At 60.2% G+C, this 25,450-nt stretch carries 23 protein-coding genes and 1 pseudogene; 12 read left to right on the forward strand and 12 right to left on the reverse strand.

The window, feature by feature from the left end; all coding sequences use genetic code 11:
• Positions 1–52: 52 nt before the first annotated feature.
• From choV to TX23_RS11035, 3 genes are all read right to left on the reverse strand, one after another.
• Entirely contained in the window at positions 53–1,231 is a 1,179-nt protein-coding gene (gene choV / locus TX23_RS11025) for a choline ABC transporter ATP-binding protein (protein ID WP_057702187.1), read from the reverse strand.
• Positions 1,228–2,073, reverse strand: coding sequence for a choline ABC transporter permease subunit (gene choW / locus TX23_RS11030; RefSeq protein ID WP_003194913.1), 846 nt, complete (start codon positions 2,071–2,073; stop codon positions 1,228–1,230). The genes choV and choW overlap by 4 nt, the downstream gene beginning before the upstream one ends.
• 69 nt (positions 2,074–2,142) lie before the next feature.
• On the reverse strand, positions 2,143–3,090 hold the full coding sequence (locus tag TX23_RS11035) for a choline ABC transporter substrate-binding protein (protein ID WP_057702188.1): 948 nt from the start codon (positions 3,088–3,090) through the stop codon (positions 2,143–2,145).
• Positions 3,091–3,506: 416 nt separating this feature from the next.
• Between TX23_RS11035 and TX23_RS11040 the strand changes: the two genes are divergently transcribed.
• The gene (locus TX23_RS11040) at positions 3,507–4,883 is read left to right on the forward strand and encodes an L-serine ammonia-lyase (RefSeq protein ID WP_057702189.1); all 1,377 of its coding nucleotides are present in this window, start codon (positions 3,507–3,509) and stop codon (positions 4,881–4,883) included.
• Positions 4,884–5,382: 499 nt separating this feature from the next.
• The gene (gene gbdR / locus TX23_RS11045; RefSeq protein WP_005792167.1) at positions 5,383–6,486 is read left to right on the forward strand and encodes a choline metabolism transcriptional regulator GbdR; all 1,104 of its coding nucleotides are present in this window, start codon (positions 5,383–5,385) and stop codon (positions 6,484–6,486) included.
• An 88-nt stretch (positions 6,487–6,574) separates the two neighbouring features.
• On the opposite strand, the gene TX23_RS11050 is transcribed toward gbdR, so the two are convergent.
• The 5 genes from TX23_RS11050 to TX23_RS11070 all read right to left on the reverse strand — a co-directional run bounded on the left by TX23_RS11050 (position 6,575) and on the right by TX23_RS11070 (position 10,671).
• Positions 6,575–6,838, reverse strand: a complete 264-nt coding sequence (locus TX23_RS11050) for a hypothetical protein (protein ID WP_034128891.1) — start codon at positions 6,836–6,838, stop codon at positions 6,575–6,577.
• A gap of 225 nt (positions 6,839–7,063) precedes the next feature.
• Complete coding sequence (locus tag TX23_RS11055; protein WP_057702190.1) at positions 7,064–7,555, reverse strand: thioesterase family protein; 492 nt, start codon at positions 7,553–7,555, stop codon at positions 7,064–7,066.
• 101 nt (positions 7,556–7,656) lie between these two features.
• Positions 7,657–8,622: an L-carnitine dehydrogenase gene (locus TX23_RS11060; protein ID WP_057702191.1), complete on the reverse strand. Its 966-nt coding sequence runs from the start codon at positions 8,620–8,622 to the stop codon at positions 7,657–7,659.
• 143 nt (positions 8,623–8,765) lie between these two features.
• On the reverse strand, positions 8,766–9,653 hold the full coding sequence (locus tag TX23_RS11065) for a BKACE family enzyme (protein WP_057702192.1): 888 nt from the start codon (positions 9,651–9,653) through the stop codon (positions 8,766–8,768).
• Positions 9,654–9,726: 73 nt separating this feature from the next.
• Positions 9,727–10,671, reverse strand: coding sequence for a choline ABC transporter substrate-binding protein (locus TX23_RS11070; RefSeq protein WP_057702193.1), 945 nt, complete (start codon positions 10,669–10,671; stop codon positions 9,727–9,729).
• A 193-nt stretch (positions 10,672–10,864) separates the two neighbouring features.
• Between TX23_RS11070 and TX23_RS11075 the strand changes: the two genes are divergently transcribed.
• The 3 genes and pseudogenes from TX23_RS11075 (at position 10,865) to TX23_RS11080 (ending at position 12,720) form a co-directional block, all read left to right on the forward strand.
• Positions 10,865–11,809, forward strand: a complete 945-nt coding sequence (locus TX23_RS11075) for a GlxA family transcriptional regulator (protein ID WP_057702194.1) — start codon at positions 10,865–10,867, stop codon at positions 11,807–11,809.
• A 106-nt stretch (positions 11,810–11,915) separates the two neighbouring features.
• Positions 11,916–12,113 (forward strand): annotated as a pseudogene (locus TX23_RS27070) (hypothetical protein); the annotation flags it as partial.
• Positions 12,114–12,291: 178 nt separating this feature from the next.
• Positions 12,292–12,720: a hypothetical protein gene (locus TX23_RS11080; protein ID WP_057702195.1), complete on the forward strand. Its 429-nt coding sequence runs from the start codon at positions 12,292–12,294 to the stop codon at positions 12,718–12,720.
• Between the two features lie 7 nt (positions 12,721–12,727).
• Here the strand turns inward: TX23_RS11080 and TX23_RS11085 are convergent, their stop codons facing one another.
• Together TX23_RS11085 and TX23_RS11090 are read right to left on the reverse strand one after the other, a co-directional pair.
• Complete coding sequence (locus tag TX23_RS11085) at positions 12,728–13,144, reverse strand: DUF3010 family protein (protein WP_057702196.1); 417 nt, start codon at positions 13,142–13,144, stop codon at positions 12,728–12,730.
• 40 nt (positions 13,145–13,184) lie between these two features.
• The gene (locus TX23_RS11090) at positions 13,185–13,586 is read right to left on the reverse strand and encodes a lysozyme inhibitor LprI family protein (RefSeq protein ID WP_014720247.1); all 402 of its coding nucleotides are present in this window, start codon (positions 13,584–13,586) and stop codon (positions 13,185–13,187) included.
• Positions 13,587–13,804: 218 nt separating this feature from the next.
• Between TX23_RS11090 and TX23_RS11095 the strand changes: the two genes are divergently transcribed.
• The 6 genes from TX23_RS11095 (at position 13,805) to etfB (ending at position 21,557) form a co-directional block, all read left to right on the forward strand.
• The gene (locus tag TX23_RS11095) at positions 13,805–14,782 is read left to right on the forward strand and encodes a dipeptidase (protein ID WP_005792153.1); all 978 of its coding nucleotides are present in this window, start codon (positions 13,805–13,807) and stop codon (positions 14,780–14,782) included.
• A 52-nt stretch (positions 14,783–14,834) separates the two neighbouring features.
• Positions 14,835–15,365, forward strand: coding sequence for a DUF5943 domain-containing protein (locus TX23_RS11100; RefSeq protein ID WP_005792152.1), 531 nt, complete (start codon positions 14,835–14,837; stop codon positions 15,363–15,365).
• 15 nt (positions 15,366–15,380) lie between these two features.
• Complete coding sequence (gene dgcA / locus TX23_RS11105) at positions 15,381–17,441, forward strand: dimethylglycine demethylation protein DgcA (protein ID WP_057702197.1); 2,061 nt, start codon at positions 15,381–15,383, stop codon at positions 17,439–17,441.
• A gap of 174 nt (positions 17,442–17,615) precedes the next feature.
• A complete protein-coding gene (dgcB, locus tag TX23_RS11110) occupies positions 17,616–19,556 on the forward strand; it encodes a dimethylglycine demethylation protein DgcB (protein WP_057702198.1) in 1,941 nt (646 codons plus the stop codon).
• The gene (gene etfA / locus TX23_RS11115) at positions 19,556–20,776 is read left to right on the forward strand and encodes an electron transfer flavoprotein subunit alpha (protein WP_057702199.1); all 1,221 of its coding nucleotides are present in this window, start codon (positions 19,556–19,558) and stop codon (positions 20,774–20,776) included. The genes dgcB and etfA overlap by 1 nt, the downstream gene beginning before the upstream one ends.
• Before the next feature lie 10 nt (positions 20,777–20,786).
• Positions 20,787–21,557, forward strand: a complete 771-nt coding sequence (gene etfB, locus TX23_RS11120) for an electron transfer flavoprotein subunit beta (protein WP_057702200.1) — start codon at positions 20,787–20,789, stop codon at positions 21,555–21,557.
• Between the two features lie 780 nt (positions 21,558–22,337).
• Here etfB and gbcA read toward each other — a convergent pair.
• Positions 22,338–23,633 carry a glycine-betaine demethylase subunit GbcA gene (gbcA, locus tag TX23_RS11125; protein ID WP_057702201.1) on the reverse strand — a complete coding sequence of 432 codons (1,296 nt, stop codon included), beginning with the start codon at positions 23,631–23,633 and terminating at the stop codon, positions 22,338–22,340.
• A gap of 281 nt (positions 23,634–23,914) precedes the next feature.
• On the opposite strand from gbcA, the gene gbcB reads away from it, so the two are divergent.
• Entirely contained in the window at positions 23,915–25,015 is a 1,101-nt protein-coding gene (gene gbcB / locus TX23_RS11130) for a glycine-betaine demethylase subunit GbcB (protein WP_057006609.1), read from the forward strand.
• Between the two features lie 93 nt (positions 25,016–25,108).
• Here the strand turns inward: gbcB and TX23_RS11135 are convergent, their stop codons facing one another.
• The gene (locus TX23_RS11135) at positions 25,109–25,309 is read right to left on the reverse strand and encodes a hypothetical protein (protein ID WP_057702202.1); all 201 of its coding nucleotides are present in this window, start codon (positions 25,307–25,309) and stop codon (positions 25,109–25,111) included.
• Between the last annotated feature and the right edge of the window lie 141 nt (positions 25,310–25,450).

Raw genomic sequence — 25,450 nt, forward strand, 5'->3', positions numbered from 1 at the left:
CAAGCCAGCTCCCACACTGACCCAGTTTTTCAGTAGGTTTTGCAGGGTTGCCTTAACCCAGGTTCTTGCCCAGCAGGGCATGGTAGAGCTCACTGTCCCCCAGGATCCCCACCACCTTGTTGTTGTCGTGCAACACCAGCTTATTGCCTGTCTGGTAGCGAATCTGCAACGCATCGCGCATACCGATGTTGGAGTCCACCAGCGTCGGCACCCGGCCCAAACCTTCCACGGCTTGCCCCGGTGCCCAGTTCTGCAGGTTCATCGCCACGCCATTCTGGCGCGCACCCTGGATGGTGTTGCCTTCGGCCAGGTCCAGCCATGAGTCGCCACCCGGATCAAGACACACCGAACCGTTCACGCGCTTGCAGTTGTCCAGCGTGCGCATCAGGCTGCGTCCGCACAGCACGTTCAGCGGGTTGGTATGCGCGACGAAGGTGCGCACATAGTCGTCCGCCGGGTTCAGTACGATCTCTTCCGGCACGCTGTACTGGATGATCTTGCCGTCTTTCATGATCGCGATACGGCTGCCCAGTTTCAGCGCTTCATCCAGGTCGTGGCTGACGAACACGATGGTCTTGCTCAACTTGCGTTGCAGCTCCAGCAGTTCATCCTGCAAGCCTTGGCGAATCAGTGGGTCGAGGGCCGAGAAGGGTTCGTCCATCAGCAGGATATCGGCGTCCATCGCCAGGGCGCGGGCCAGGCCGACGCGTTGCTGCATACCGCCGGACAGCTCGTCGGGCTTCTTGTTGCGCCATTGGGTCAGGCCCACCAGTTCAAGCTTTTCGTCCACCAGCGTGCGCCGTTCCTTCTCCGGACGGCCCTGCATTTCCAGACCGAAGCTGATGTTTTCGCGCACCGTCAGCCAGGGCATCAGGGCGAACTTCTGAAACACCATGGCGATGCGTTTGGTGCGCATCATTTTCAGCTCGGCGGGGGTGCAGGAGGCGATGTCGATCTGGCGACCTTCATGCTCCACAAACAGTTGGCCACGGCTGACGGTATTGAGGCCGTTGATGCAGCGCAGCAAGCTGGACTTGCCGGAGCCGGAAAGGCCCATCAGCACACAGATCTCGCCTTTCTCGATATCCAGGCTGGCCTTTTCAACGCCGACAATCTGCCCGGTCTTCTTCAGAATTTCGTTACGGCTCATGCCCTGATCCAGCAGCTTGAGCGCTTCGCGTGGGTCTTTGGAAAAGATCACGTCGACATTGTCGAATCGGATAATGCTCATGCATCACCCCCTACTTTAGCGTCGGGTTGTTTGCAGATACGGTCGAGCATGATGGCCAGCAAGACGATCGCCAGGCCCGCTTCAAAGCCCAGGGCAATATCGGCAGTGTTGAGTGCGTTGACCACAGGTTTGCCGAGGCCGTCGGCACCCACCAGGGCGGCGATCACCACCATCGACAACGACAGCATGATGCATTGGGTAATGCCGGCGGCAATGCTCGGCATGGCGTGGGGCAGTTCAATGCGTGAGAGCAACTGGCGACGCGAGCAGCCAAAGGCCTTGCCGGCGTCCATCAGCTCTTGCGGCACATCGCGGATACCCAGGTAGGTCAGACGGATCGGCGCGGCAATCGCGAACACCACCGTGGAAATCAACCCAGGCACCACACCCAGCCCGAAGAGGGTCAGGGTAGGGATGAGGTAGACGAAGGTCGGCACGGTCTGCATCAGATCGAGTACCGGCCGCATCATGGTGTAGAACATCGGTTTGTGCGCGGCAACAATGCCCAGCGGCACACCGATGACCACGCAGACCAGGGTGGCGAACAGCACCTGCGCGAGGGTTTCCATGGTTTCCTGCCAGTACCCCAGGTTCAGGATCAGCAGGAAGGAGGCAATGACAAATACCGTCAGGCCCCATTTACGTTGAATAAAGTGAGCCAGCAGCGCAATCAGACCGATCAATGCCAGCGGATTGAACCAGGTCAGCGCAAACGTCACGCCGTGGATCATCGTTTCCAGTGTCGATGCGATTGCGTCGAAGTAGTTGGCACCGTGTTGGGTCAACCAGTCGACGAAGGCAGCGATGTACTGGCCTAGAGGGATTTTCTGTTCAGTCAGCATGGTAGTGAATGTCCACATGCGAAGGGGAAAACATCCCGGGCCAGCGCACCGGCCCGGGGTCAGCGGGTGCTATTTGGCGAGGTAAGCTTTAACGGCATCGAGCCCTGGTTTGCCATCGACGGTGGTGACACCGGCGAGCCAGGTGTCGAGCACTTGCGGGTTCTTCTGCAGCCAGGCCTTGGCGGCGGCGTCGGCCTTCATTTTGTCGTCCAGGACGTTACCCATCAGGGTGCTTTCCATGTCCAGTGTGAACACCAGGTTCTTCAGCAACTGGCCGACGTTGCTGCATTCCTGGGTGTATCCCTTGCGGGTGTTGGTGTAGATGGTGGCCTGGCCGTAGTTGGGGCCGAACGAATCGTCGCCGCCGGTCAGGTACTTCATCTTGAAGCGGGTGTTCATCGGGTGCGGTTCCCAGCCGAGGAACACGATCGCCTGGTTGCGCTTGGAGGCGCGTTCAACCTGGGAGAGCATCCCGGCTTCGCTGGACTCGACCACCTTGAATCCGGCCGTCTTGAGGCCGAAGGCGTCTTTGTCGATCAGGGTCTGGATGGTGCGGTTGCCGTCGTTGCCCGGCTCGATGCCGTAGATCTTGCCGCCCAGTTCATCCTTGAATTTGGCGATGTCGGCGAAGTCTTTCAGGCCCTTGTCGTACAGCGCCTGTGGGACTGCCAGGGTGTACTTGGCGTTCTCCAGGTTGGCGCGCACGGTTTCCACGGTGCCGGCATCACGGTACTGCTTGATGTCGTTTTCCATGGTCGGCATCCAGTTGCCGAGGAAAATGTCCATGTTCTTGCCATCGGCCAGGGACTTGTAAGTCACAGGTACCGAAATCATCGTGGTGCGCGGCTTGTAGCCCAGGCCCTTGAGAATTTCGCTGGTGGTCGCGGTGGTGACGGTGATGTCGGTCCAGCCGACATCGGAGAAGTTGACGGTCTTGCACTGTTCCGGTTCTGCGGCGTTTGCCATGACGGGCAGACTCAGCATGGCGGCCAACAACAACGAGGGTGAACCTTTCATCGGGGTAGACTCCTGTGTCTTCTTCTGGCGGCATTCGCCGCGCTTTATAAGTGTTGCGGTTGGAGCGTGCGAGAACAGCTCTGGCGCGGTGCCTTGCAAACGAGTCGAGACTGATCATGTACCAGTGAAAATCTGACGCCTACAGGGGGCGTCGTATCCAGTACAGGGAGGGTCGCATCCAGTACCGATGACGTCGCTTACAGGTTTTTCCCAAGGTAAAACTGCTGTTTTTACCCTTCTGCACCGCAAAAAACGGCCAAAACAGGCGTTCGCACGCGAGCGACGCTGGTGAGCATGGATGCGTCGGTGTGAGACGCCGTGGCGGGCAACAAAAGCTTGATGATGCCGCCATCTGGGCGATCTGAGCGTAGCACCTCGTTCAAGCCTGGCCGTGCTTATCGAGGAGTTCTACCGCAATGGCTATCAGCGTTTTCGACCTGTTCAAGATCGGCATCGGGCCTTCGAGTTCTCACACCGTGGGCCCCATGCGCGCCGCGGCGTTGTTTGTGCAGGCGTTGCGTGAGCGTGAACTGTTGGAGCAGGTTCGGCGTGTCGAAGTGCAGCTGTACGGCTCGTTGTCAGCCACCGGTATCGGCCATGGCAGTGATACGGCAACCATCATGGGCCTGATGGGCGAATGGCCGGACGCAATCGACCCCTCGCAAATCGGCGTGCGCATTCACACCCTGCGCGAAACCGACACGCTTCTGCTGGACGGGCGTTTGCCGGTGCCCTTTGTGTGGGCGCGGGACATGCGCCTGCTCGACGAGAACCTGCCGTTCCACCCCAATGCCATGACCCTGGTGGTATGGGGCGATGACGGCGAACTGCATCGCGATACCTACTATTCGGTCGGCGGCGGCTTTGTGGTGGATGAGGCCCAGGCCCAAAGCGGTGTGGCCGATATGGACCGCACCGAGCTGCCCTATGATTTTTCCAGTGCTGTGGAGCTGTTGCAGCTGTGCAAGACCCACAACCTGCGCGTTGCCGAACTGATGCTGGCGAATGAAAAAACCTGGCGCAGCGAAGAAGAAATCCGCAGCGGCCTGATGAAACTCTGGCGCGCCATGCAAGATTGCGTGGAGCAGGGCCTCAAGCACGAAGGCATCCTGCCCGGCGGCCTCAACGTTCGTCGTCGCGCCGCCAAGTTGCATCGCAGTTTGCAAGAGTTGGGCAAACCCAATGTGATCGGCTCGACCCTGAGTGCCATGGAATGGGTCAACCTGTTCGCTCTGGCGGTCAACGAAGAAAACGCCGCCGGTGGGCGCATGGTGACGGCGCCGACCAATGGCGCGGCGGGGATTATCCCTGCGGTGCTGCACTACTTCATGAAGTTCAGTGAGGAGGTCACCGAAGCCAACGTGGTCGACTATATGCTCGGCGCGGCGGCGGTGGGCATTCTGTGCAAGAAAAACGCCTCGATTTCCGGCGCCGAAGTCGGTTGCCAGGGTGAAGTGGGGTCGGCCTGCGCCATGGCCGCCGCCGGGTTGGCGGAAATTCTCGGCGCTACGCCGGAGCAAGTGTGCAACGCCGCCGAAATTGGCCTGGAACACAACCTCGGCCTGACCTGCGATCCGGTCGGCGGCCTGGTGCAGGTGCCGTGCATCGAGCGCAATGCGATTGCGGCGGTGAAGGCCATCAACGCGGCGCAAATGGCCCTGCGTGGCGACGGCCAGCACTTTATCTCCCTGGACCGGGTGATCCGCACCATGCGCGACACCGGCGCGGACATGCATGACAAGTACAAGGAAACGTCGCGGGGTGGGTTGGCGGTGAGTGCGGTTGAGTGCTGAGACCCAGTCGCCTGCATCGGGGGCAAGCCCCCTTCCACACTGTATTTGTGAACACATTCAAAATGTGGGAGGGGGCTTGCCCCCGATAGCCATACTGCAGACACAATTGCTCATAAAGTGAACACCAGGTCAAAAAAACGCCACCTTTTAGCGCGTCGCAAACAGATAAGTAGCTACCAAACGATTTCCCCCTCGTCACCCGTCCATTGTGCTTTGGGTGACAGACATGTCCTACGCCCGCAAAGCGCCTTCCCACAAGTGCTACCGATTTGCTCACACCGCTTGAACAGCCCCCTTCGCACGTCATATCCCGCACTCCACGCGCGGGCTTATATAGACGCATCGACAGGTCGTTTTCAGGAGTTATTGAATAGCCATTCAATTTTCGGCATGGCATTTGCTCTGTCAATTCAAAGCCTCTCTCCCCTCGCAGGGGATGAGCGCAATAACAAGAGCCTCGCCTGAGGCCATCACCCGCTTTGTGTGAGGAGATACCGCGATGACGTCGTTCAACTCCGGGGCCCAACCCCAGAACCGTGCGCCTCAATCCATCGGCTTTTTGCTGCTGGACAATTTCACGCTGATTTCACTGGCATCGGCCGTGGAACCTCTGCGCATGGCCAACCAGCTGTCCGGCCGCGAGCTGTACCGCTGGACAACCCTGAGCGTCGACGGCAACCAGGTATGGGCCAGTGACGGCCTGCAAATCACTCCCGACGCCTCCATGCACAAAGCGCCGGCGCTGGACACGGTCATCGTCTGCGGCGGCGTCGGTATCCAGCGCACTGTCACCCGTGAGCATGTGTCGTGGCTGCAAAGCCAGGCGCGCCAATCCCGTCGCCTGGGTGCCGTGTGTACCGGCAGTTGGGCCCTGGCTTGCGCGGGTCTGCTCGACGGTTTTGATTGCAGCGTGCATTGGGAATGCCTGGCGTCGATGCAGGAAGCCTTCCCGCGCGTTGCGATGAGCACGCGTCTGTTCACCCTCGACCGCAACCGCTTCACCAGCTCCGGCGGCACCGCGCCGCTGGACATGATGCTGCACTTGATCAGCCGCGACCACGGCCGTGAATTGTCGGCGGCCATCTCCGAGATGTTCGTCTACGAGCGCATCCGCAACGAACAGGATCACCAGCGCGTGCCGCTCAAGCACATGCTCGGCACCAACCAGCCGAAGCTGCAGGAAATCGTCGCGCTGATGGAAGCCAACCTCGAAGAGCCCATCGACCTGGATGAACTGGCGGTATATGTCGCTGTGTCGCGCCGCCAGCTGGAGCGGCTGTTCCAGAAATACCTGCACTGCTCGCCGTCGCGCTATTACCTCAAGCTGCGCCTGATTCGTGCGCGGCAGTTGCTCAAGCAAACGCCGATGTCGATCATCGAAGTGGCGTCGGTGTGCGGGTTCGTGTCTACGCCGCACTTCTCCAAGTGCTACCGCGAATATTTCGGCATTCCGCCACGGGATGAACGTGTCGGCTCCAACACCACCCAGCAAGTGGCGATGATGCCGATTCCGCAGGCGTTGGTGTTGTCACCGTTGTCGGGGCCGATGTCGGCGTTGAGCCAGGCCAGGAACGAGTCGACGTTTGCCAGTGTAAGGCTCTAAACCGAGTCGTCTGCATCGCAGGCAAGCCAGCTCCCACCTTGGAATGCGTTCTCCTGTGGGAGCTGGCTTGCCTGCGATAGCGGTATTTTCAGGCGCCGGAGTTCTGTTTGAATTGCATCAGCGCCGGCAACAACTGCTTATCGATCGCCTGGCGCACCGCCGGCAAAATGGTCGCCTTGCCGGTGTACATTTGCTCCACCATTCCCTTGAGCGCCTTGGCCCGCGCTTCGCTCAAACCGCGCACCGCACATTCACACGCCTGCTCGGCGCTGGCGCCGCTGGACACTTCAAAACCCAGCGAGCGCAGTTGGCTCAGCAGGTCATCCTGATCAATCAAATCCGCGTGCATCATGACGTTTATCCTGGTGTAGGGAACAGGGATTGACCTGGATTCTGGTAGGCCCTTGCTGGGTGGGCAAGAGCAGAATCGAGCGATGGCTTGGATGGCTATGAACAGGTCGTTTTCGGGTCACTTGGCAATACCGTTAATAGGCACACTGCACCCAGGCACGCAGCTTGACGGTTTGGTCACCCTCCAGATGCACAGCTCACACAAGGCCCCTCTGCCCCGATCCAGTCACGGCTGGCTCGGGGCTTTTTTTGCCGGTAAGCCGATGACACGGCCAAGCAGGGCAGGCCTTGGCAGCTCGGCCTGGGCAGCACTGATCGCGGCAAGCCGTTGCAGCGTGGCCTCGGTGAACGGCGTGGCTTGCGGCCCGGCCAGGTCGACGTGCAACAGCATCTGTTCATTGCCGGCCAGTTCCTTGTCGTCGCCCACCCGGTGCAGGCTGTGATAAAGGTGCAGGCGCTTGGCGTCATGGGCGATCAGTTGGGTGCGCACTTCCACCTCGGCGCCCAGTTTCACTTCGTGCAGGTAGTTCAGGTGCAGCTCCAGGGTGAATAGCGAATGGCCGCTGGCTTCACGGTTGTCGCTGTCCAGACCCAGGGTGTCCATCAGCGCGTCGGTGGCGTAGCTGAATATCAGCAAGTAGAACGCGTCACGCAGATGGCCATTGTAGTCGACCCAATCGGGCAGGATTTTCGTGGTGTGGGTAGTCAGTGCGGGCATGGCATGAATCCAATTCAGTGTGCGGTCAAATGTGCTGGCCGGCCTGCGATAGCAATGGTGAGGCCAACACCGCCATCGCAGGCAAGCCAGCTCCCACAGGGTTATTCGGCGAAGCTCATACCGTGCTTGGCCTTGGTTGTTTTTACGGCTTCCAGCACCGCCAGCAGGCAGTCATCACGATAGCGCTCCAGCGCCGAAATGCTGTGTTGGCCCAACTGATCGCTAGTGCCATCGACAACGTCGTCAATCAGCTTGTCGGTCAGTTCCGGTGCTGGCAGGTAGGTCCATGGCAACTGCAACGCCGGGCCGAATTGCGCCATGAAGTGCCGCATACCGGCATCACCGCCTGCCAGGGTGTAGGTGAGGAAGGTGCCCATGAACGACCAGCGCAAACCAGCCCCAAACCGAATGGCGTCATCGATTTCACCGGTGGTCGCCACGCCGTCATTGACCAGGTGCAGCGCCTCGCGCCACAACGCTTCGAGCAGGCGGTCGGCAATAAAGCCAGGCACTTCCTTGCGCACATGCAGCGGGCGCATACCGAGGGATTCATACACCTTGATTGCAGCCTGGATCGCTTCGGGCGCAGTGCGCTTGCCGCCCACTACCTCCACCAGGGGCAACAGGTAAACCGGGTTGAACGGGTGGCCGACCACGCAGCGTTCCGGGTGGGTCGAACCTTCATAGAACTCGCTCGGCAACAGCCCGGACGTGCTCGAACCGATTAACGCATTCGGCTTGGCCGCCGTGCTGATCTGGCTATGCAATTGCAGCTTGAGCTCCAGGCGTTCCGGAGCGCTTTCCTGGATGAAATCGGCGTCCTTCACGCATTCCTCGATGGTGCCGACAAAGCGCAGGCGATCCTGGGATGCACCGGGCGCCAGGCCTTGTTGTTCAAGGGCGCCCCAGGCATTGGCGACACGTTTGCGCAAGGCCGTTTCGGCGCCGGGCGCGGGGTCCCAGGCGACCACATCCAGGCCGTGGGCGAGGGCGCGGGATACCCAGCCGCTGCCGATGACGCCGCTGCCCAGGGCTGCGAAAGTTTTGATTTCGGTGATAAATCGCATGGCATATTCCTAAAGTGTTCGATGATCCTTTGTGGGAGCCGGGCTTGCCCGCGATGGCTGCATTGCAGGCTACAAAGATGTGGCGAATGTACTGGCCTCATCGCGGGCAAGCCCGGCTCCCACAGGGTTGGGTTGTGTTTGTGCTAGCCGCGTTTGGCCAGGCCCATCTTGATTCGCCCCTCGGCCGGGGTCATGACCCGCGCACCCAGCCGGCTGAGGATTTCACTGGCGCGTTCCACCAACTGGCCGTTGGTGGCGAGTACGCCTTTGTCCAGCCACAGGTTGTCTTCCAGGCCCACCCGTACATTGCCGCCCAGCAGCACCGCTTGCGCGGCCATCGGCATTTGCATGCGCCCAATCCCGAAGCCGGCCCACACCGCGTCTGCGGGCAGGTTGTCGACCATGGCTTTCATGGTGGTGGTATCAGCCGGCGCGCCCCAGGGAATGCCCAGGCACAGTTGGAACAGCGGGTTATCGAGCAGCCCTTCCTTGATCATCTGCTTGGCGAACCACAGGTGGCCGGTGTCGAAGATTTCCAGCTCGGCCTTTACGCCCAGTTCCTGGATGCGTTTGGCGCCGGCCCGCAGTTGCGCCGGGGTGGACACGTAAATGGTGTCGCCATCGCCGAAGTTCAGCGTGCCGCAGTCCAGGGTGCAGATTTCCGGCAGCAGTTCTTCAACATGGGCCAGGCGGGTCAGGGGGCCGACCAGGTCGGTGTTGGGGCCGAAGTCCATCGGGTTCTCGCCGCCGCCGATTTCCAGGTCGCCGCCCATGCCGGCGGTGAGGTTGACGATGATGTCGATGTTGGCCTCACGAATGCGCTCCATCACCTCACGGTACAGGGCCACGTCGCGGCTGAACTTGCCGGTGTGCGGGTCGCGCACATGGCAGTGCACCACAGTGGCGCCGGCCTTGGCGGCTTCTACTGCGGCGGCGGCAATTTGTTTGGGCGTGACCGGTACGTGTGGGCTTCTGGCGGTCGTGTCGCCAGCACCGGTGAGTGCGCAGGTGATGATGACGTCGTGGTTCATGAGGCGGTTCCTTACAGGCGTGATAGTGCCGTTCGCGGTCGCATGTGGCCGCGAAACGGTGATTCAAAGAAGGTTATTTGCTGGTGAGTTTCAGGTTGGCGGCCGCGGGTTTGCCATCGAAGGTGGTCACGCCATCCAGCCAGCGCTGCTGGTCTTGCGGGTGATCCTTGAGCCACTGCCTGGCGGACTCCAGGGCGTCCTTGTGATCGAGCAGCGGCTGCATCATGCGGCTCTCGTCGGCAGCGGTGAACGTCAGGTTGGTCAGCAACTTGTGCACGTTGGGGCACTGTTCGGCGTAGGTGGGCGAAGTCACCGTCCACACGCTGGCCCGGCCTTCGTTCGGGCCCAGGGCGTCTTCGCTGCCGGTGAGATAGGTCATCGCTATATTCACATTCATCGGGTGCGGCGCCCAACCGAAGAACACCACGGCTTCCTTGCGGCGCACGGCGCGGTCCACGGCGGCCAACATCCCGGCTTCGCTGGACTCCACCAATTGGAACTTGCCCAGGCCGAACTGGTTCTTGGCGATCATCGCCTTGATCTGGGTGTTGGCGCCCGAGCCTGGCTCGATGCCGTAGATCTTGCCGCCCAGTTCTTTTTCGAACCTGGCGATGTCAGCGAAGGTTTTCAGGCCCTTGTCCGCCAGGTAGGTTGGCACCGCCAGGGTGGCGCGGGCGTCTTCCAAACTGGGTTTATCCAGGACCTTGACCTGCCCGGCCTCGACAAACGGCGTGATGGTCTGGGTCATCAGTGGGTTCCAGTAGCCCAGGAACAGATCCAGGCGCTGGTCGCGGATCCCGGCAAAGATGATTTGCTGGGAGGCGCTGGTTTGTTTGGTCTTGTAGCCGAGGCCGTCGAGCAGCACTTGGGTCATGGCGCTGGTGGCGATCACGTCGGTCCAGTTGACCACGCCCATGCGCACGTTCTGACATGAAGCGGCATCCGCTGCCATGGCGTTAGAGCTCAAAACGGCGCTGGCGCTGAGTGCGAGTACGCAACGGCGGATCAGTCGGTTCATGGTGGGTCCCTCGGCAGGTCGTTATTGTGGGGGCCGGTGTCTTTGTGCACCGTGACGCCACGTTACGCAGCTTGGCGAGCCACAAAACGCACGGCGGCGACCGCCTCTTGCACTGCAGCGACCTGTGCCCTTGAATCCTCGACTGAACGGGAGTATCACAGTGCCACGCTGCCCGTCCCACGAGAGCGCCATCATGTCCCAGGATTTTTACTTCTTGCTGATGCCGGGTTTTTCGGCCATCGGTTTCATCTCGGCGCTTGAGCCGCTGCGGGTCGCCAACCGCTTTCGTGGCGAGTTGTACCGCTGGCATGTATTGAGCGCCGACGGCGGTGCAGTGCTGGCGAGCAACGGGATGTCGGTCAACGCCGACGCCGCGCTGGAGCCGCTGAAAAAAGGCGCCACCTTATTAGTGGTGGCTGGTTTCGAACCTTTGCAGTTCGCCACACCCGCTTTGGAGCATTGGCTGCGGCGCCTCGATCACGATGGGGTGACCCTTGGCGCCATCGACACCGGCGCCTGTGTGCTGGCCGAAGCGGGCCTGCTTGACGGCCATCGCCTGACCCTGCATTGGGAAGCCATCGACGCTTTCAAGGAAGCCTATCCGCAGTTGAGCGTGACTCAGGAACTGTTCGAAATCGACCGCCGCCGCATCACCTGCGCCGGCGGCACCGCGTCCATCGACCTGATGCTCGATCTGATCGCCCAGGCCCACGGCTCGGAACTGGCGATCCAGGTGTCGGAGCAATTTGTGCTTGGCCGCATCCGCCCACGCAAAGACCACCAGCGCATGCAAATCGCCACGCGCTACGGCATCAACAACAAAAAACTGGTGCACGTAATTGGCGAAATGGAGCAGCACACCGAACCGCCCCTGAGCACCCTGGCCCTGGCCGACGCGATCAAGGTCACACGGCGTCAACTGGAGCGGTTGTTTCGCCTGCACCTGAACGACACGCCAAGCAACTTCTACCTCGGCCTGCGCCTGGAAAAAGCCCGCAAACTATTGCGCCAAAGCGATATGAGCGTGCTGGAAGTGAGTATTGCGTGCGGGTTTGAGTCCCCTTCGTATTTCACCAGGAGCTATCGCGCAAGGTTTGCCAAATGCCCGCGGGAGGATCGCCGGCGGGAGGTGGTTTGACGGGTAATTAGAGTCAATTATGCTGGGAACTATAATTTATAGTTCATTCAATAATTGAGTATAAAACCATGTTCGCGCACAGCGGCTTTGTGTTCCGTCGTCCCGTCCCGCCGAGCTGATAGCCATTGCCATTGCCGGTGCATTGGTGCCTTTTGAAAAGGGCATTCGCAAACTGGCCAAGAACATCGGGATTGAAAAGCTGAGCTTCCTGCGTACATTGTCCTGGGATTTCACCAAGCCGCAATTACCAGTGGGCGCGACTCTTGCGCAAGCGTTGGAACTATTGCATAACGCCGCCGAAAAAACCGGTTTATAGGGGATCATGGAAGGTGTAGGAAGTTTCTCTTTTTCATCGCTAACGGAGACTTATAGCAAAGGACTGCTAACGTCCTATGGGTCTTGGAAGTGGCTCTTGACCAAATGCTTTTGAAGTGAAGCACGCAGGCCAGGAAGTCACTACTTAACCATAAGAAGAGGTTGGCATGCTTAGAAAGCTAGTTACTGTCATCGCGTTCGCGACCACCCCGGTGTGGGCAGTCCAGGCGCCTGCACCGTTCACTGGAACCGACTACAGCGGGCGCTATGAATGTACCGGCCAGGATAAACATATAGGCAGCTATAAGGGTGTTGTTGATATGGCGCTCGACGCCAAGCAAAGTACTGGCAAGTACGCCGCCTACACCTTCACCTTGACCCTGGAAGACAAGTCCCGTTATGACGGAATGGCCGCCGGGACTTCGGACGCGCTGGGGGTTTATTTTGCTCACACCGACCCTGTCTTGAAAGACTTCGGCGTGGGGGTCGCACAAATGACGTCAACCCCGGAGGGCAAAGTGTCTTTCGTTAAGTACTACTACGCGCCTGAATACGAGGGCGGCGGTCACGGCATGGAGCACTGCGTCAAAAGTTGATGGGTAGTTACTTTTTCATCAGGGTTGAGCAGGCTGTTTTATAAGCTTCATGCTGATACTTGTTTAACGTCGTCGGCAGATCAAAGCTGTGCTTCTTGTTTTGCGCATTGATGGTCTGCGGCGATAACAGTGTCACTTCAACCCCGTCCAGCAACTGCAACACCCCTTCAATCTTGAACGTGGTCGGGCCACCGGCGAACTCGCCTTTCTTGCTGCGCTTCTTGATCGCAATGCGCTCGATGGCGTTGTCCTGAACAAAAGCCTTCACCTGGGCCGCGAAGGCTTTGACGTTGGCTGCATCATCGTCGTCTTCAAGGGCGATTTTCTTGGTGGCCAGGGCGACGTGGGTCAGCGTCTGGTTGTGCAGGGAGGCGACGGCGATGATGGCTTCGCTGCCTTTGATTTCGATGCCGCAGATGGTCATGAGTAGCCTTGATCAAAAGAGAAGGTGGCGCGATTGTCGCTTATTCCTGCCCAATCGACTCCAAAAACTCCGACCGCTCATCACTCATCCGCGCCAGGCAGTCGTTGTGCGCAATCGCATAGGCCTTGGTGCCGGTCACTGCCGGGAAGGTGTCCACTGCACAATCGGCGTCGCGTAGTTTTTCCCACTTTTGCTGCGCATCCTTCAGACGGGCGGTAATGTCCGCCAGTTTGGTCTTGTCGCTGCCGTAGGTCGAACCCATGCGCTCCAGCAACCCCTGATAGTTATCCTTGAGCAATTGCTCGGCGGTGGTCTTGTTGTAGGTGGCGCATTCCAGGGTTTGCTGGTCGTTTTCGATGCCGTCGCACGGCGTGCTGTCGGTGTCTTCGGCCGCGTGGGCGGTGGTTGCGATGAGTGCCAAAGCCAGGAAAATCGATTTCATTGCGCCGTCTCATTTCACGTGATGCGCAATTCTGGCTCAAGCGTAAGACAAAGAACAGCCACCCGTCAGGCATGTCTGTATAGCCTTTGTCGTGGATTGACGCTTTCGGCAATTCCCCTGTCGTTTTTGCACCCGGCTCGGGTTGTCCCTGGGCATATGCTGGCCCCAAAGCGCCGGCAGACGATTCGGCGCATGAATCGCCAATAAGGGGACGCCTGATGAGCCCAGCCGAGTTGCACGCCGACAGCATCGTTATCGACGGTCTGATTATTGCCAAGTGGAACCGCGACCTGTTCGAAGACATGCGCAAAGGCGGCCTCACCGCCGCCAACTGCACAGTGTCGGTGTGGGAAGGCTTCCAGGCCACGATCAATAACATCGTTGCCAGCCAGACCCTGATCCGTGAGAACAGCGACCTGGTGATCCCGGTGAAAACCACCGCTGACATCCGCCGCGCCAAGGAGCAGGGCAAGACCGGCATCATCTTCGGCTTCCAGAACGCCCATGCGTTTGAGGACCAGCTTGGCTATGTCGAGATCTTCAAGCAGCTCGGCGTCGGTGTGGTGCAGATGTGCTACAACACCCAGAACCTGGTGGGCACCGGCTGCTATGAGCGCGACGGCGGGTTGTCGGGTTTCGGGCGCGAAATCGTCGCCGAGATGAACCGTGTCGGCATCATGTGCGACCTGTCCCACGTCGGCTCCAAGACCAGCGAAGAGGTCATCCTCGAATCGAAAAAGCCGGTGTGCTATTCCCACTGCCTGCCATCCGGGCTTAAAGAGCACCCGCGCAACAAGTCCGATGAAGAGCTGAAGTTCATCGCCGACCATGGCGGTTTTGTCGGCGTGACCATGTTCGCGCCGTTCCTGGCCAAGGGCATTGATTCGACCATCGACGACTACGCCGAAGCCATCGAATACACCATGAATATCGTCGGCGAAGACGCCATCGGCATCGGCACCGACTTCACCCAGGGGCATGGCCAGGATTTCTTCGAAATGCTCACCCATGACAAGGGCTACGCCCGCCGCCTGACCAGCTTCGGCAAGATCATCAACCCGCTGGGCATCCGCACCGTGGGCGAGTTTCCCAACCTCACCGAAACCCTGCTCAAGCGTGGCCACCCCGAGCGCGTGGTACGCAAGATCATGGGCGAGAACTGGGTCAACGTCTTGAAGGACGTCTGGGGCGAATAAGCCAGACACCTATCGGCAACACCACCACGAATTTTTCTGGAGTTAAGTTTCCATGGCCAAGATCGCCCCGCAATTGCCAATCGAAGTCGACAGCGAAACCGGTGTCTGGACCTCCGACGCCCTGCCCATGCTGTACGTGCCGCGCCACTTCTTCGTCAACAACCACATGGGTATCGAAGAAGTACTGGGCGCTGATGCCTACGCCGAGATCCTCTACAAGGCCGGCTACAAATCCGCCTGGCACTGGTGTGAAAAAGAAGCCGAATGCCATGGCCTTGAAGGCGTCGCGGTGTTCGAGCACTACATGAAGCGCCTGTCGCAACGCGGCTGGGGCCTGTTCAAGATCCAGGACATCGACCTGGATAAAGGCACCGCCAGCGTCAAGCTTGAGCACTCGGCGTTCGTCTACGTGTACGGCAAGGTCGGGCGCAAGGTCGACTACATGTTCACCGGCTGGTTTGCCGGTGCCATGGACCAGATTCTTGAGGCCCGTGGCAGCAAGATCCGCACTGTCGCCGAACAAGTCTACGGAGGCTCCGAAGAGGGCCATGACGACGGCCTGTTCACCGTCAAACCGTTGTAAGCCGAGGACCGTGCCATGGCTTTCGAAGCAATGTTTGCGCCGATCCAGATCGGCAAACTGACCATCCGCAACCGCGTGCTCAGTACTGCCCACGCCGAGGTGTATGCCACCGACGGCGGCATGACCACCGACCGCTATGTGAAGTATTACGAAGAGAAAGCCAAGGGCGGTATCGGCCTGGCGATCTGCGGCGGCTCCTCAGTGGTGGCTATCGACAGCCCCCAGGAATGGTGGAGTTCGGTGAACCTGTCCACCGATCGCATCATCCCGCACTTTCAGAACCTGGCCGACGCCATGCACAAGCATGGTGCCAAGATCATGATCCAGATTACCCACATGGGCCGTCGCTCGCGTTGGGATGGTTTCAACTGGCCGACCCTGATGTCGCCGTCCGGCGTGCGTGAGCCGGTGCACCGCGCCACCTGCAAGACCATCGAGCCGGAAGAAATCTGGCGTGTGATTGGCAACTATGCCCAGGCGGCGCGCCGTGCCAAGGCCGGTGGCCTGGACGGGGTAGAGCTGTCTGCGGTGCACCAGCACATGATCGACCAGTTCTGGAGCCCGCGGGTCAACAAGCGTACCGACGAATGGGGCGGCAGCTTTGAAGGCCGCATGAAGTTCGGCCTGGAAGTGCTCAAGGCCGTGCGTGCCGAAGTGGGCGATGACTTCTGTGTGGGCATGCGCCTGTGCGGCGACGAGTTCCACCCGGACGGCTTGTCCCACGAGGACATGAAGCAGATCGCCAAGTATTACGACGACACCGGTATGCTCGATTTCATCGGCGTGGTGGGCTCGGGGTGCGACACGCACAACACCCTGGCCAACGTGATCCCGAACATGAGTTATCCACCGGAGCCGTTTCTGCATTTGGCGGCCGGGATCAAGGAAGTGGTCAAGGTCCCGGTGCTGCACGCGCAGAACATCAAGGACCCGAACCAGGCCACGCGCATCCTCGAAGGCGGCTATGTGGACATGGTCGGCATGACCCGTGCGCACATCGCCGACCCGCACCTGATCGCCAAGATCAAGATGGGTCAGATCGACCAGATCAAGCAGTGCGTGGGCGCCAACTACTGCATCGACCGTCAGTACCAGGGCCTGGACGTGCTGTGCATCCAGAACGCCGCGACCTCCCGTGAATACATGGGCGTGCCGCACATTATCGAGAAGACCACCGGGGCCAAGCGCAAAGTGGTCGTGGTGGGCGCAGGCCCCGCCGGTATGGAGGCTGCACGTGTCGCCGCCGAGCGCGGCCATGACGTGACCCTGTTGGAGAAAAAAGAGTTTATCGGCGGGCAGATCACCACGGCTTCGAAAGCGCCGCAACGCGACCAGATCGCCGGTATCACCCGTTGGTACCAGTTGGAGCTGGCGCGCCTGAAAGTCGACCTGCGCCTGGGCGTGGCGGCGGATGCCGAGACCATCCTCGACCTGCGTCCGGACGTGGTGGTGCTGGCGGTGGGCGGGCATCCGTTTATCGAACAGAACGAACACTGGGGCGCCGCCGAAGGTTTGGTGGTGAGCAGTTGGGATGTGCTCGACGGCAAAGTCGCGCCGGGCAAGAACGTACTGGTGTACGACACCATTTGCGAGTTCACCGGTATGTCGGTGGCGGACTTCCTGGCCGACAAAGGCTGCCAGGTGGAAATCGTCACCGACGACATCAAGCCCGGTGTGGCGATTGGCGGTACGTCGTTCCCCACGTACTACCGCAGCATGTACCCCAAGGAAGTGATCATGACCGGCGACATGATGCTGGAAAAGGTCTATCGCGAGGGCGACAAGCTGGTGGCGGTACTGGAGAACGAATACACCGGCGCCAAAGAAGAACGGGTGGTCGACCAGGTGGTGGTGGAGAACGGCGTGCGCCCGGACGAAGCCCTTTACTACGGGCTCAAGGAAGGCTCACGCAACAAGGGCCAGATCGACGTTGAAGCGCTGTTTGCGATCAAGCCGCAGCCATGCCTGAGCGAAGCGGGTGACGGGTACTTGCTGTTCCGCATTGGTGACTGTGTGGCCCAGCGCAACACCCACGCCGCAATCTACGACGCCCTGCGCTTGTGCAAGGATTTCTAAGCCGAAAGTGGACCCGGTCTGAAGGTGGGAGCTGACCAGTGTGGGAGCCGGGCTTGCCCGCGATGCAGGCGACTCGGTCTTGAGTGAGACCGAGTCGATGCCATCGCAGGCAAGCCAGCTCCCACATTGATCCGGCCCCCATGCAAGACCTGTGTGGTCTGTGGGAGCTTCATCATGTTGAACACCTTGCTGCCTATTCTCTTGTTTGCCGCTTTGGGGCTCGCCGTGCTCGGCGCTTTGCGCCGGGCAAACATGTGGCGCCGTGGGCGTGCATCCAAAGTCGATCTGCTGGGCGGCCTGTTGGCCATGCCCAAGCGCTACATGGTCGATTTGCACCACGTGGTCGCCCGCGATAAATACATCGCCAATACCCACGTGGCCACGGCGCTGGGCTTTGTGCTGTCGGCGCTGCTGGCGATACTGGTGCACGGTTTCGGCCTGCAGAATCGCATCCTTGGCTATGCCTTGCTGCTGGCTTCGGTGTTGATGTTTGTGGGTGCAATTTTTATGTACCTGCGCCGCCGCAACCCGCCTGCGCGCCTGTCCAAGGGCCCATGGATGCGTCTGCCGAAAAGCCTGATGGCGTTCTCGGTGAGCTTTTTCCTGGTGACCTTGCCGGTGGCCGGGATTTTGCCCGCTGACTTTGGCGGCTGGCTGCTTGCTGCGCTGCTGAGCGTAGGTGTGCTGTGGGGCGTGTCCGAAATGTTCTTCGGCATGACCTGGGGCGGGCCGATGAAGCACGCGTTCGCAGGTGCACTGCACCTGGCCTGGCACCGCCGTGCCGAGCGCTTCGGCGGCGGCCGTTCCACCGGCCTGAAACCGCTGGACCTGAGCGATAAATCCGCGCCGCTTGGCGTGGAAAAACCCAAGGATTTCACCTGGAACCAACTGCTCGGCTTCGACGCCTGCGTGCAATGCGGCAAGTGCGAAGCGGCGTGCCCGGCGTTCGCTGCCGGCCAGCCGCTGAACCCGAAAAAAATCATCCAGGACATGGTGGTCGGCCTGGCCGGTGGCACTGATGCCAAGTTCGCCGGCAGCCCGTACCCCGGCAAACCGGTGGGCGAGCACGGCGGTAACCCGCACCAGCCGATCGTCAATGGCCTGGTGGACGCAGAAACCCTGTGGTCCTGCACCACCTGCCGCGCCTGCGTGGAAGAGTGCCCGATGATGATCGAGCACGTGGACGCTATCGTCGACATGCGCCGCCATCTCACCCTGGAAAAAGGCGCCACGCCGAACAAGGGCGCCGAAGTCCTGGAAAACCTGATTGCCACCGACAACCCCGGCGGGTTTGCCCCTGGCGGTCGCCTCAACTGGGCGGCGGACCTGAATCTGCCGTTGCTTAGCGACAAGGGCAGCGCCGATGTGCTGTTCTGGGTCGGCGACGGCGCTTTCGACATGCGCAACCAACGCACCCTGCGCGCGTTCGTCAAAGTGCTCAAGGCGGCCGGAGTGGACTTTGCAGTACTCGGCCTGGAAGAGCGCGACAGCGGTGACGTCGCGCGACGTCTGGGCGACGAGGCAACCTTCCAGCTGTTGGCCGCGCGCAATATCCAGACCCTGGGCAAATACAGCTTCAAGCGCATCGTCACCTGCGACCCGCACAGCTTTCATGTGCTGAAGAACGAGTACGGTGCCTTCAACGGCAACTACCGGGTGCAGCACCACAGTACCTTCATGGCCGAGCTGATCGGCGAGGGCGCGCTGAACCTGGGCCAGCACAAAGGCAACAGCGTGACCTACCACGACCCTTGCTACCTGGGCCGCTACAACGGCGAATACGAGGCACCGCGCCAAGTGCTGCGGGCGTTGGGTATCGAGGTCAAGGAAATGCAGCGTTCGGGCTTCCGTTCGCGCTGCTGCGGCGGTGGCGGCGGTGCGCCGATCACTGACATTCCCGGCAAGCAACGTATCCCCGACATGCGCATGGAAGACATCCGTGAAACCGGTGCCGAACTGGTGGCCGTGGGCTGCCCGCAATGCACGGCGATGCTTGAAGGTGTGGTCGAGCCGCGGCCCTTGATCAAGGATATTGCCGAGCTTGTGGCCGACGCTTTGCTTGAAGACCCCACGCCGGCAAAAGTGCCTAAACGTGAACCCGCGGAGGTGCATTGATGAGCGACATTATTCGCCGCGACCCTCGGGCCGAATGGATCGCCCGTAACCGTCTTCACCCCTTGCACGCGGCCATGCAGCCAGTGCAGCACAGCTGGATGGGGCCCAACGGTATCATTCGTAAAAACGTGCACGGTGTCGGTTTTATCGGCCCCAACGGCATCAAGCGTATCGACCGCAGCGGCGCCCAGCAGGGCGGTGCGGCCAAGCGCACGGCGGCGGTGGACGTGCAGTTGCCGCTGCATCAGGTGCCAATGCCGGCGTTCTACATCAGTGTGGTGCCGGACATGGTCGGTGGCCGCTTGAGCAGCCACGACCGAGACCTGCTCGGCCTGGCCAGGCAACTGGCCGGCAGCGACGGCGCGGTGCTGGCCGTGGTGTTTGGTGAGCACAAGGAAAACGCCTTTGCCACGGCCGGTGTCGACCGTCTGCTGGTGCTGGACGGCCAGGCGTTCGACGGTTATTCACCGGAGCAACGCGTGCAGGGCCTGCGCGCTGTGGATAACCAGTTCAATCCACGCCACTGGCTATTGCCGGACAGCCGCAGCGGTGGCGGCGAATTGGGCCGGCGCTTTGCCGCCAGCCTCAAGGAACGCCCGGCGACGCGCGTTTGGCAAATCAAGGGCGATGAGTGTATCGGCCGTGCGGGGGCGGGCCAGCAAGACTTGGCTCGGCCGCTGCCACGCCTGATCCTCGCGGCCGTTGAATGCGCCGAGCCGGTCAGCGAGACCCGTCATGAAGTGTTGCCCGTGGAGTTATCCACAAGCCTGGCGCGCAGTTTGCCGCGTATCGAGGACCTTGGTGCGGTGGCGGTGGACCCGGCGGCGATTCCCATGGCCGAAGCGGAATTCATTTTCTCCGGCGGCAACGGCGTCAAGGACTGGGCGCTGTTCCACCAGACCGCCGCAGCCCTGGGCGCCACCGAAGGCGCGTCGAGGGTAGCGGTGGACGATGGTTTCATGGCGCGTGATCGCCAGGTCGGTGCCAGTGGCACCTGGGTCACGGCAAGGGTTTACGTAGCCGTGGGTATTTCCGGGGCGATCCAGCACCTGCAAGGCATCGGGGCCTGCGACAAGGTGGTGGCGATCAACCTCGACCCGACCTGCGACATGATCAAGCGTGCCGACCTGTCGGTGATCGGCGAAAGCGCCGCGATTCTGCAAGCCTTGATCGATGCGGTGCACACCTACCGCAACGGCACCAAGCGCGATGCAGCTTAGGGACATGACCATGACAACCAATGTAATCAGCCTGGTATCCATCGGCGCCCATCCTACTTCCGGGCGTCCGCGTCGTGCCGAGCAAGACGCCCGTGCTGTCGAGCTGGGGCTCCAACTGGCTGGGGATAAGTTGCAGGTGCTGCACGCGGGCGATATCAACGAGCCGACCTTGCGCAGCTACCTGGGCATGGGCCTGCCACAACTGCAGGTACTCGAACAGCCGGCTGGCGCCGATGCGTTGCCGGTGCTCAGCGAGTATCTGCGCGACGCGGGCGCCCAAGTAGTACTGACCGGAAGCCAGGCAGAAACCGGCGAAGGCTCGGGGATGCTGCCGTTCCTGTTGGCCGAACAACTGGGCTGGCCGCTGATTGTGGGGCTGGCGCAGGTGGAGTCCATCGACGCCGGCGTAGCCCTGGTGCTGCAGGCGTTGCCTCGCGGCCAGCGGCGGCGCTTGAAGGTGCGCCTGCCGTTTCTTGCCACTGTGGATAACGCCGCGCCCAAACCACGCCAGAGCGCCTACGGCCCGGCGCAACGGGGTGAGCTGGCGGCCCATGAGGTCGAGATTGAACAGGATGAGTTATTCACAGGCGCACTGCTGCAACCGGCCAAGCCGCGTCCAAAACGCCTCAAGGTGATCAAGGCCAAGAGCGGTGCCGACCGAATGAAGGCTGCAACAGCCAAGGCCAGTGGCGGCGGCGGGCAAGTGCTCAAGGGCGTCAGCCCGGAGGCGGGCGCAGAGGCGATTCTCAAGCTGCTGATTGAAGAGGGTGTCGTACGCTGATTCACTGTGGGAGGCACTTGCTCCCACAGCAGTCCTTCGGTTTACCCACAATCGCTGTTGATGCGCCTGTGGATAACCTGTTCGCGGTTGTCCACACCCCCTGTATATCAAGCCTCACGGCCCTCTGTACGAAAAATAGCCAGCCTAACCTGCGGTTTTTCCAGCGGTTTTTCCGGTAGGCAGTGTTGAGTTGCCCCCAAAGTCTGTTGGCGCATCTGTGGATAAGATGTTCGCTATCTTCTATGAGCCTTGTAAATAAAGGCTTTCAGGAGCTTGATCGAAATTTGATCAATTTCGGCTTTCCTCTGCACTGAAACCTTCGAAAGCCTGATTTATTTAGCTTTTACGTGCTTTTCCACAGGCTGGTTAAAGTTGCCCCCAAAGTCTGTTGGTGTATCTGTGGATAAGGTGTTCGCTCAGTGCTGTAGGCCATATAAATCATGGCTTTCAAGAGATTGATCAATAAATGATCATGCGATGATGAATGCCCCGCTTACAAATAATTCACGGATTTTCTTGATTTAATTTAAGCCGCACCCCGACTTGCCCACAATTGCTGTGGGTGGCTTTGTGGATAAGTTGTTGGGCAAAGGCTGGAGGGCACGGCGCTAGAGGTCTGCGCGAGAACTGATCAAATAGTAAGCAGCGACCGCTTCATGTGTAGGAGCGAGCTTGCTCGCGAAAAACGTCAACGATAACGTGTGCTTCCTGAATAAACGCGTTGCCTGTGAGTTTTTCGCGAGCAAGCTCGCTCCTACAGTTTGATCCATGGGGTGTCAGTTACTCGTGCGCGGCCACACCTTTGAGGTACGGCGCCGGAGCGGCCCCCAGGTTGTTCAACATGCGCTCGCTGTACCAATCCACAAAGTTCACCACGCCAAACTCATAGGTCTTGGAGTACGGGCCCGGCTGGTAGGCGGTGGAGTTGATGCCGCGTTGGTTCTCCTCGGCCAGGCGGCGATCCTGGTCGTTGGTGGCATCCCACACCTGGCGCATCCGCTCCACGTCGTAGTCCACGCCTTCCACGGCATCCTTGTGCACGATCCACTTGGTGGTGACCATAGTTTCCTGGGCGCTGATCGGCCACACGGTGAACACGATGATGTGATCGCCCATGCAGTGGTTCCACGAATGAGGCAGGTGCAGAATGCGCATCGAGCCCAGGTCCGGGTTCTTGATGCGGCCCATGAGCTTGGCGCAGCCTTGCTTGCCATCCAGGGTCATCGACACGGTGCCCTTGAGCAGTGGCATACGCACAATACGGTTACGCAGGCCGAAGCTGGCGTGGGCGTAAGGGATTTTTTCGGCATCCCAGGCGGCGGCGGAGGCGGCTACATGGTCCTTGAACGCCTGGTCGGCACGCGGGTCGGTGACGTCGTCCCATTCCAGCAAGGTTTTGAGCAGTTCCGGGTGCGACGCGTTGCAGTGGTAGCACTCGCGGTTGTTTTCCAGCACCAGCTTCCAGTTGGCTTTTTCGAACAAGGTGGTCTGGATCGCCACCTTGGTGTTTTCCATGTCGTACGGTTCCATGTAATGGCTGAGCGTCGACAGGAAGTCATCGATGGCCGGCGGGTTTTCGGCCAGGCTGATGAAAATGTAACCGCCGGCGGTCTTCACATTTACCGGTTTCAAGCCGTATTGCTTCATGTCGAAGTCGGCACCCATCTCGGTGCCGGCGAACAGCAGGCGGCCGTCCAGCTCATAGGTCCACTGGTGGTAGTGGCAAACCAGCTTGGCGACCTTGCCCTTGTCGCTGGTGCACAAGCGCGAACCACGGTGGCGGCACACGTTGTGGAATGCATGCACTACGCCGTCGGCGCCACGGATGACGATGATGGGGTTCTTGCCCACTTGCAGGGTCAGGTAGTTGCCCTTGGTGGGGATTTCGCAGGTCATGCCGGCGATCAACCACTCTTTCTGGAAGATCTCCTGCATGTCGATATCAAACAACCGCTCATCAGAGTAGAACGGCTGCGGCAGCGAAAAAGTGCGCTCGCGCTCTTGCAGCATTTGCGCGGTGGCCTTGCGTGCGGGTTCCAGCGGATCGCCCAAGCTTAAGGTTGCGGTGACGTCCATCGTGTGTGTCCTCATGGCCATTCTGTGTGGCCGGCGAATAGTGGCTGATCAGGTTTGCAGCAAGGCGTAAAGAACGCGTCTTTGTTGGGAGCGAGTGTGGGCCCGGCGTTGGCTCGAACCTTATCCATGGGCGACATGGCCCAATCTGATCCCGACGCGCAAGCCCCTGTCTTTGGGGGCTGGTCGCCGTAAGTATGTGAATGTCGCAGATAGGTAAATGGGCGGTTCTCGCGTTACGCAGAATCGCCACCATAAGGCCGACGTCGGCGGTGGAGAAAAACATGTCCAATAATTTCCTGAATCCGGTAACCACCCAGACCTGGGCCAATGGTCGGCACATCGTCCGTTGCGTCAAAGTCATCCAGGAAACCTGGGACGTGCGCACCTTCTGCTTTATGGCGGACCAGCCGATCCTGTTCTTTTTCAAACCGGGGCAATTCGTCACTCTGGAGCTGGAAATCGAAGGCCAGCCGATCATGCGCTCCTACACGATCTCCAGTTCACCGTCGGTGCCTTACAGCTTCTCGGTCACCATCAAGCGCGTGCCGGGCGGACGGGTGTCCAACTGGCTGCATGACACCCTGCACGAAGGCCAGGAGTTGGCGGTGCACGGGCCGGTCGGGCTGTTCAACGCGATCGACTTCCCCAGTCCGAAAGTGCTGTACCTGAGCGGTGGGGTGGGCATCACCCCGGTGATGTCCATGGCCCGCTGGTTTTACGACACCAACGCCAATGTCGACATGACGTTCGTGCACAGCGCACGTTCGCCCAAAGACATCATCTATCACCGCGAGCTGGAACACATGGCGTCGCGGATCGACAACTTCAGCCTGCACCTGATTTGCGAAAAGCATGGCCTGGGTGAGCCCTGGGCCGGTTACCGCGGTTACCTGAATCACAAGATGCTGGAACTGATGGTGCCGGACTTCCTGGAGCGCGAGGTGTTCTGTTGCGGCCCCACGCCTTACATGAGTGCAGTCAAGCGCCTGCTGGAAGCCGCTGGTTTCGATATGGCGCGCTATCACGAAGAGTCCTTTGGGGCCACACCGCCGGAAGCGCGCGCCGATGCCGTGGAGCAGGCCGAGCAAGCGGCGGATGCGCCGGAAGTCGACCTGGCGGATCTGCATCAGGTGGAGTTCATTGCGTCGGGCAAAAGCATTCGGGTGGCGCCAGGCGAAACCGTTCACGCAGCGGCTGCCAAGCTTGGCCTGTTGATTCCCAAAGCCTGCGGTATGGGGATCTGCGGGACGTGCAAGGTGATGAAGCTGGGCGGCGAGGTAGAGATGGAGCACAACGGCGGGATCACCGAGGAAGATGAAGCCGAAGGCTACATCCTGTCGTGCTGCAGCGTGCCGAAGGGCGATGTGCGTATCGAGTTCTAACACCCTGAGCATTCCCACGCGGGGGGCGTGGGAATGCCAGTCGGCTGCGCGTCGAGGGTCATGAGCCCTCGGCGCGGACTTTAAGGGTTAAGGTTACTGCGCGTAGAGATGCACCACAAAGTGCTGACCGGAGGCTGTCAGTTCATAGGCCTTGTCGTAGATCCTCAGCGTCCTTGAAGGCTCGCGAATCGTATCGCCGATCTTTGCGTATTTCCTGAACTCATCCCAGTCGATCACGGTGGTGGTGACAGTGTCGCTGCTTTTCAGCGCGTTGATATTGCTTTGATATTCCATGATTAAGCTCTCCATTGGATTGACGTTTCCAGCCGATTATTCGGCGGGTAGCGAACCTGGAAGGTGGCAGCCATCACTGCGTTTTCCTTCCGGGTTCCAAGAGGCTAGTCAACGAATATCCAGCGCGCAGCTGTCAGAAAT

The sequence above is a fragment of the Pseudomonas paralactis genome (assembly GCF_001439735.1).
Classification (GTDB): domain Bacteria; phylum Pseudomonadota; class Gammaproteobacteria; order Pseudomonadales; family Pseudomonadaceae; genus Aquipseudomonas; species Aquipseudomonas paralactis.

Coding starts and splice junctions, on each gene's coding strand:
- choV (WP_057702187.1), bottom strand. CDS start 1,231: ATGAGCATTATCCGATTCGACAATGTCGACGTGATCTTTTCCAAAGAC.
- choW (WP_003194913.1), bottom strand. CDS start 2,073: ATGCTGACTGAACAGAAAATCCCTCTAGGCCAGTACATCGCTGCCTTC.
- TX23_RS11035 (WP_057702188.1), bottom strand. CDS start 3,090: ATGAAAGGTTCACCCTCGTTGTTGTTGGCCGCCATGCTGAGTCTGCCC.
- TX23_RS11040 (WP_057702189.1), top strand. CDS start 3,507: ATGGCTATCAGCGTTTTCGACCTGTTCAAGATCGGCATCGGGCCTTCG.
- gbdR (WP_005792167.1), top strand. CDS start 5,383: ATGACGTCGTTCAACTCCGGGGCCCAACCCCAGAACCGTGCGCCTCAA.
- TX23_RS11050 (WP_034128891.1), bottom strand. CDS start 6,838: ATGATGCACGCGGATTTGATTGATCAGGATGACCTGCTGAGCCAACTG.
- TX23_RS11055 (WP_057702190.1), bottom strand. CDS start 7,555: ATGCCCGCACTGACTACCCACACCACGAAAATCCTGCCCGATTGGGTC.
- TX23_RS11060 (WP_057702191.1), bottom strand. CDS start 8,622: ATGCGATTTATCACCGAAATCAAAACTTTCGCAGCCCTGGGCAGCGGC.
- TX23_RS11065 (WP_057702192.1), bottom strand. CDS start 9,653: ATGAACCACGACGTCATCATCACCTGCGCACTCACCGGTGCTGGCGAC.
- TX23_RS11070 (WP_057702193.1), bottom strand. CDS start 10,671: ATGAACCGACTGATCCGCCGTTGCGTACTCGCACTCAGCGCCAGCGCC.
- TX23_RS11075 (WP_057702194.1), top strand. CDS start 10,865: ATGTCCCAGGATTTTTACTTCTTGCTGATGCCGGGTTTTTCGGCCATC.
- TX23_RS11080 (WP_057702195.1), top strand. CDS start 12,292: ATGCTTAGAAAGCTAGTTACTGTCATCGCGTTCGCGACCACCCCGGTG.
- TX23_RS11085 (WP_057702196.1), bottom strand. CDS start 13,144: ATGACCATCTGCGGCATCGAAATCAAAGGCAGCGAAGCCATCATCGCC.
- TX23_RS11090 (WP_014720247.1), bottom strand. CDS start 13,586: ATGAAATCGATTTTCCTGGCTTTGGCACTCATCGCAACCACCGCCCAC.
- TX23_RS11095 (WP_005792153.1), top strand. CDS start 13,805: ATGAGCCCAGCCGAGTTGCACGCCGACAGCATCGTTATCGACGGTCTG.
- TX23_RS11100 (WP_005792152.1), top strand. CDS start 14,835: ATGGCCAAGATCGCCCCGCAATTGCCAATCGAAGTCGACAGCGAAACC.
- dgcA (WP_057702197.1), top strand. CDS start 15,381: ATGGCTTTCGAAGCAATGTTTGCGCCGATCCAGATCGGCAAACTGACC.
- dgcB (WP_057702198.1), top strand. CDS start 17,616: ATGTTGAACACCTTGCTGCCTATTCTCTTGTTTGCCGCTTTGGGGCTC.
- etfA (WP_057702199.1), top strand. CDS start 19,556: ATGAGCGACATTATTCGCCGCGACCCTCGGGCCGAATGGATCGCCCGT.
- etfB (WP_057702200.1), top strand. CDS start 20,787: ATGACAACCAATGTAATCAGCCTGGTATCCATCGGCGCCCATCCTACT.
- gbcA (WP_057702201.1), bottom strand. CDS start 23,633: ATGGACGTCACCGCAACCTTAAGCTTGGGCGATCCGCTGGAACCCGCA.
- gbcB (WP_057006609.1), top strand. CDS start 23,915: ATGTCCAATAATTTCCTGAATCCGGTAACCACCCAGACCTGGGCCAAT.
- TX23_RS11135 (WP_057702202.1), bottom strand. CDS start 25,309: ATGGAATATCAAAGCAATATCAACGCGCTGAAAAGCAGCGACACTGTC.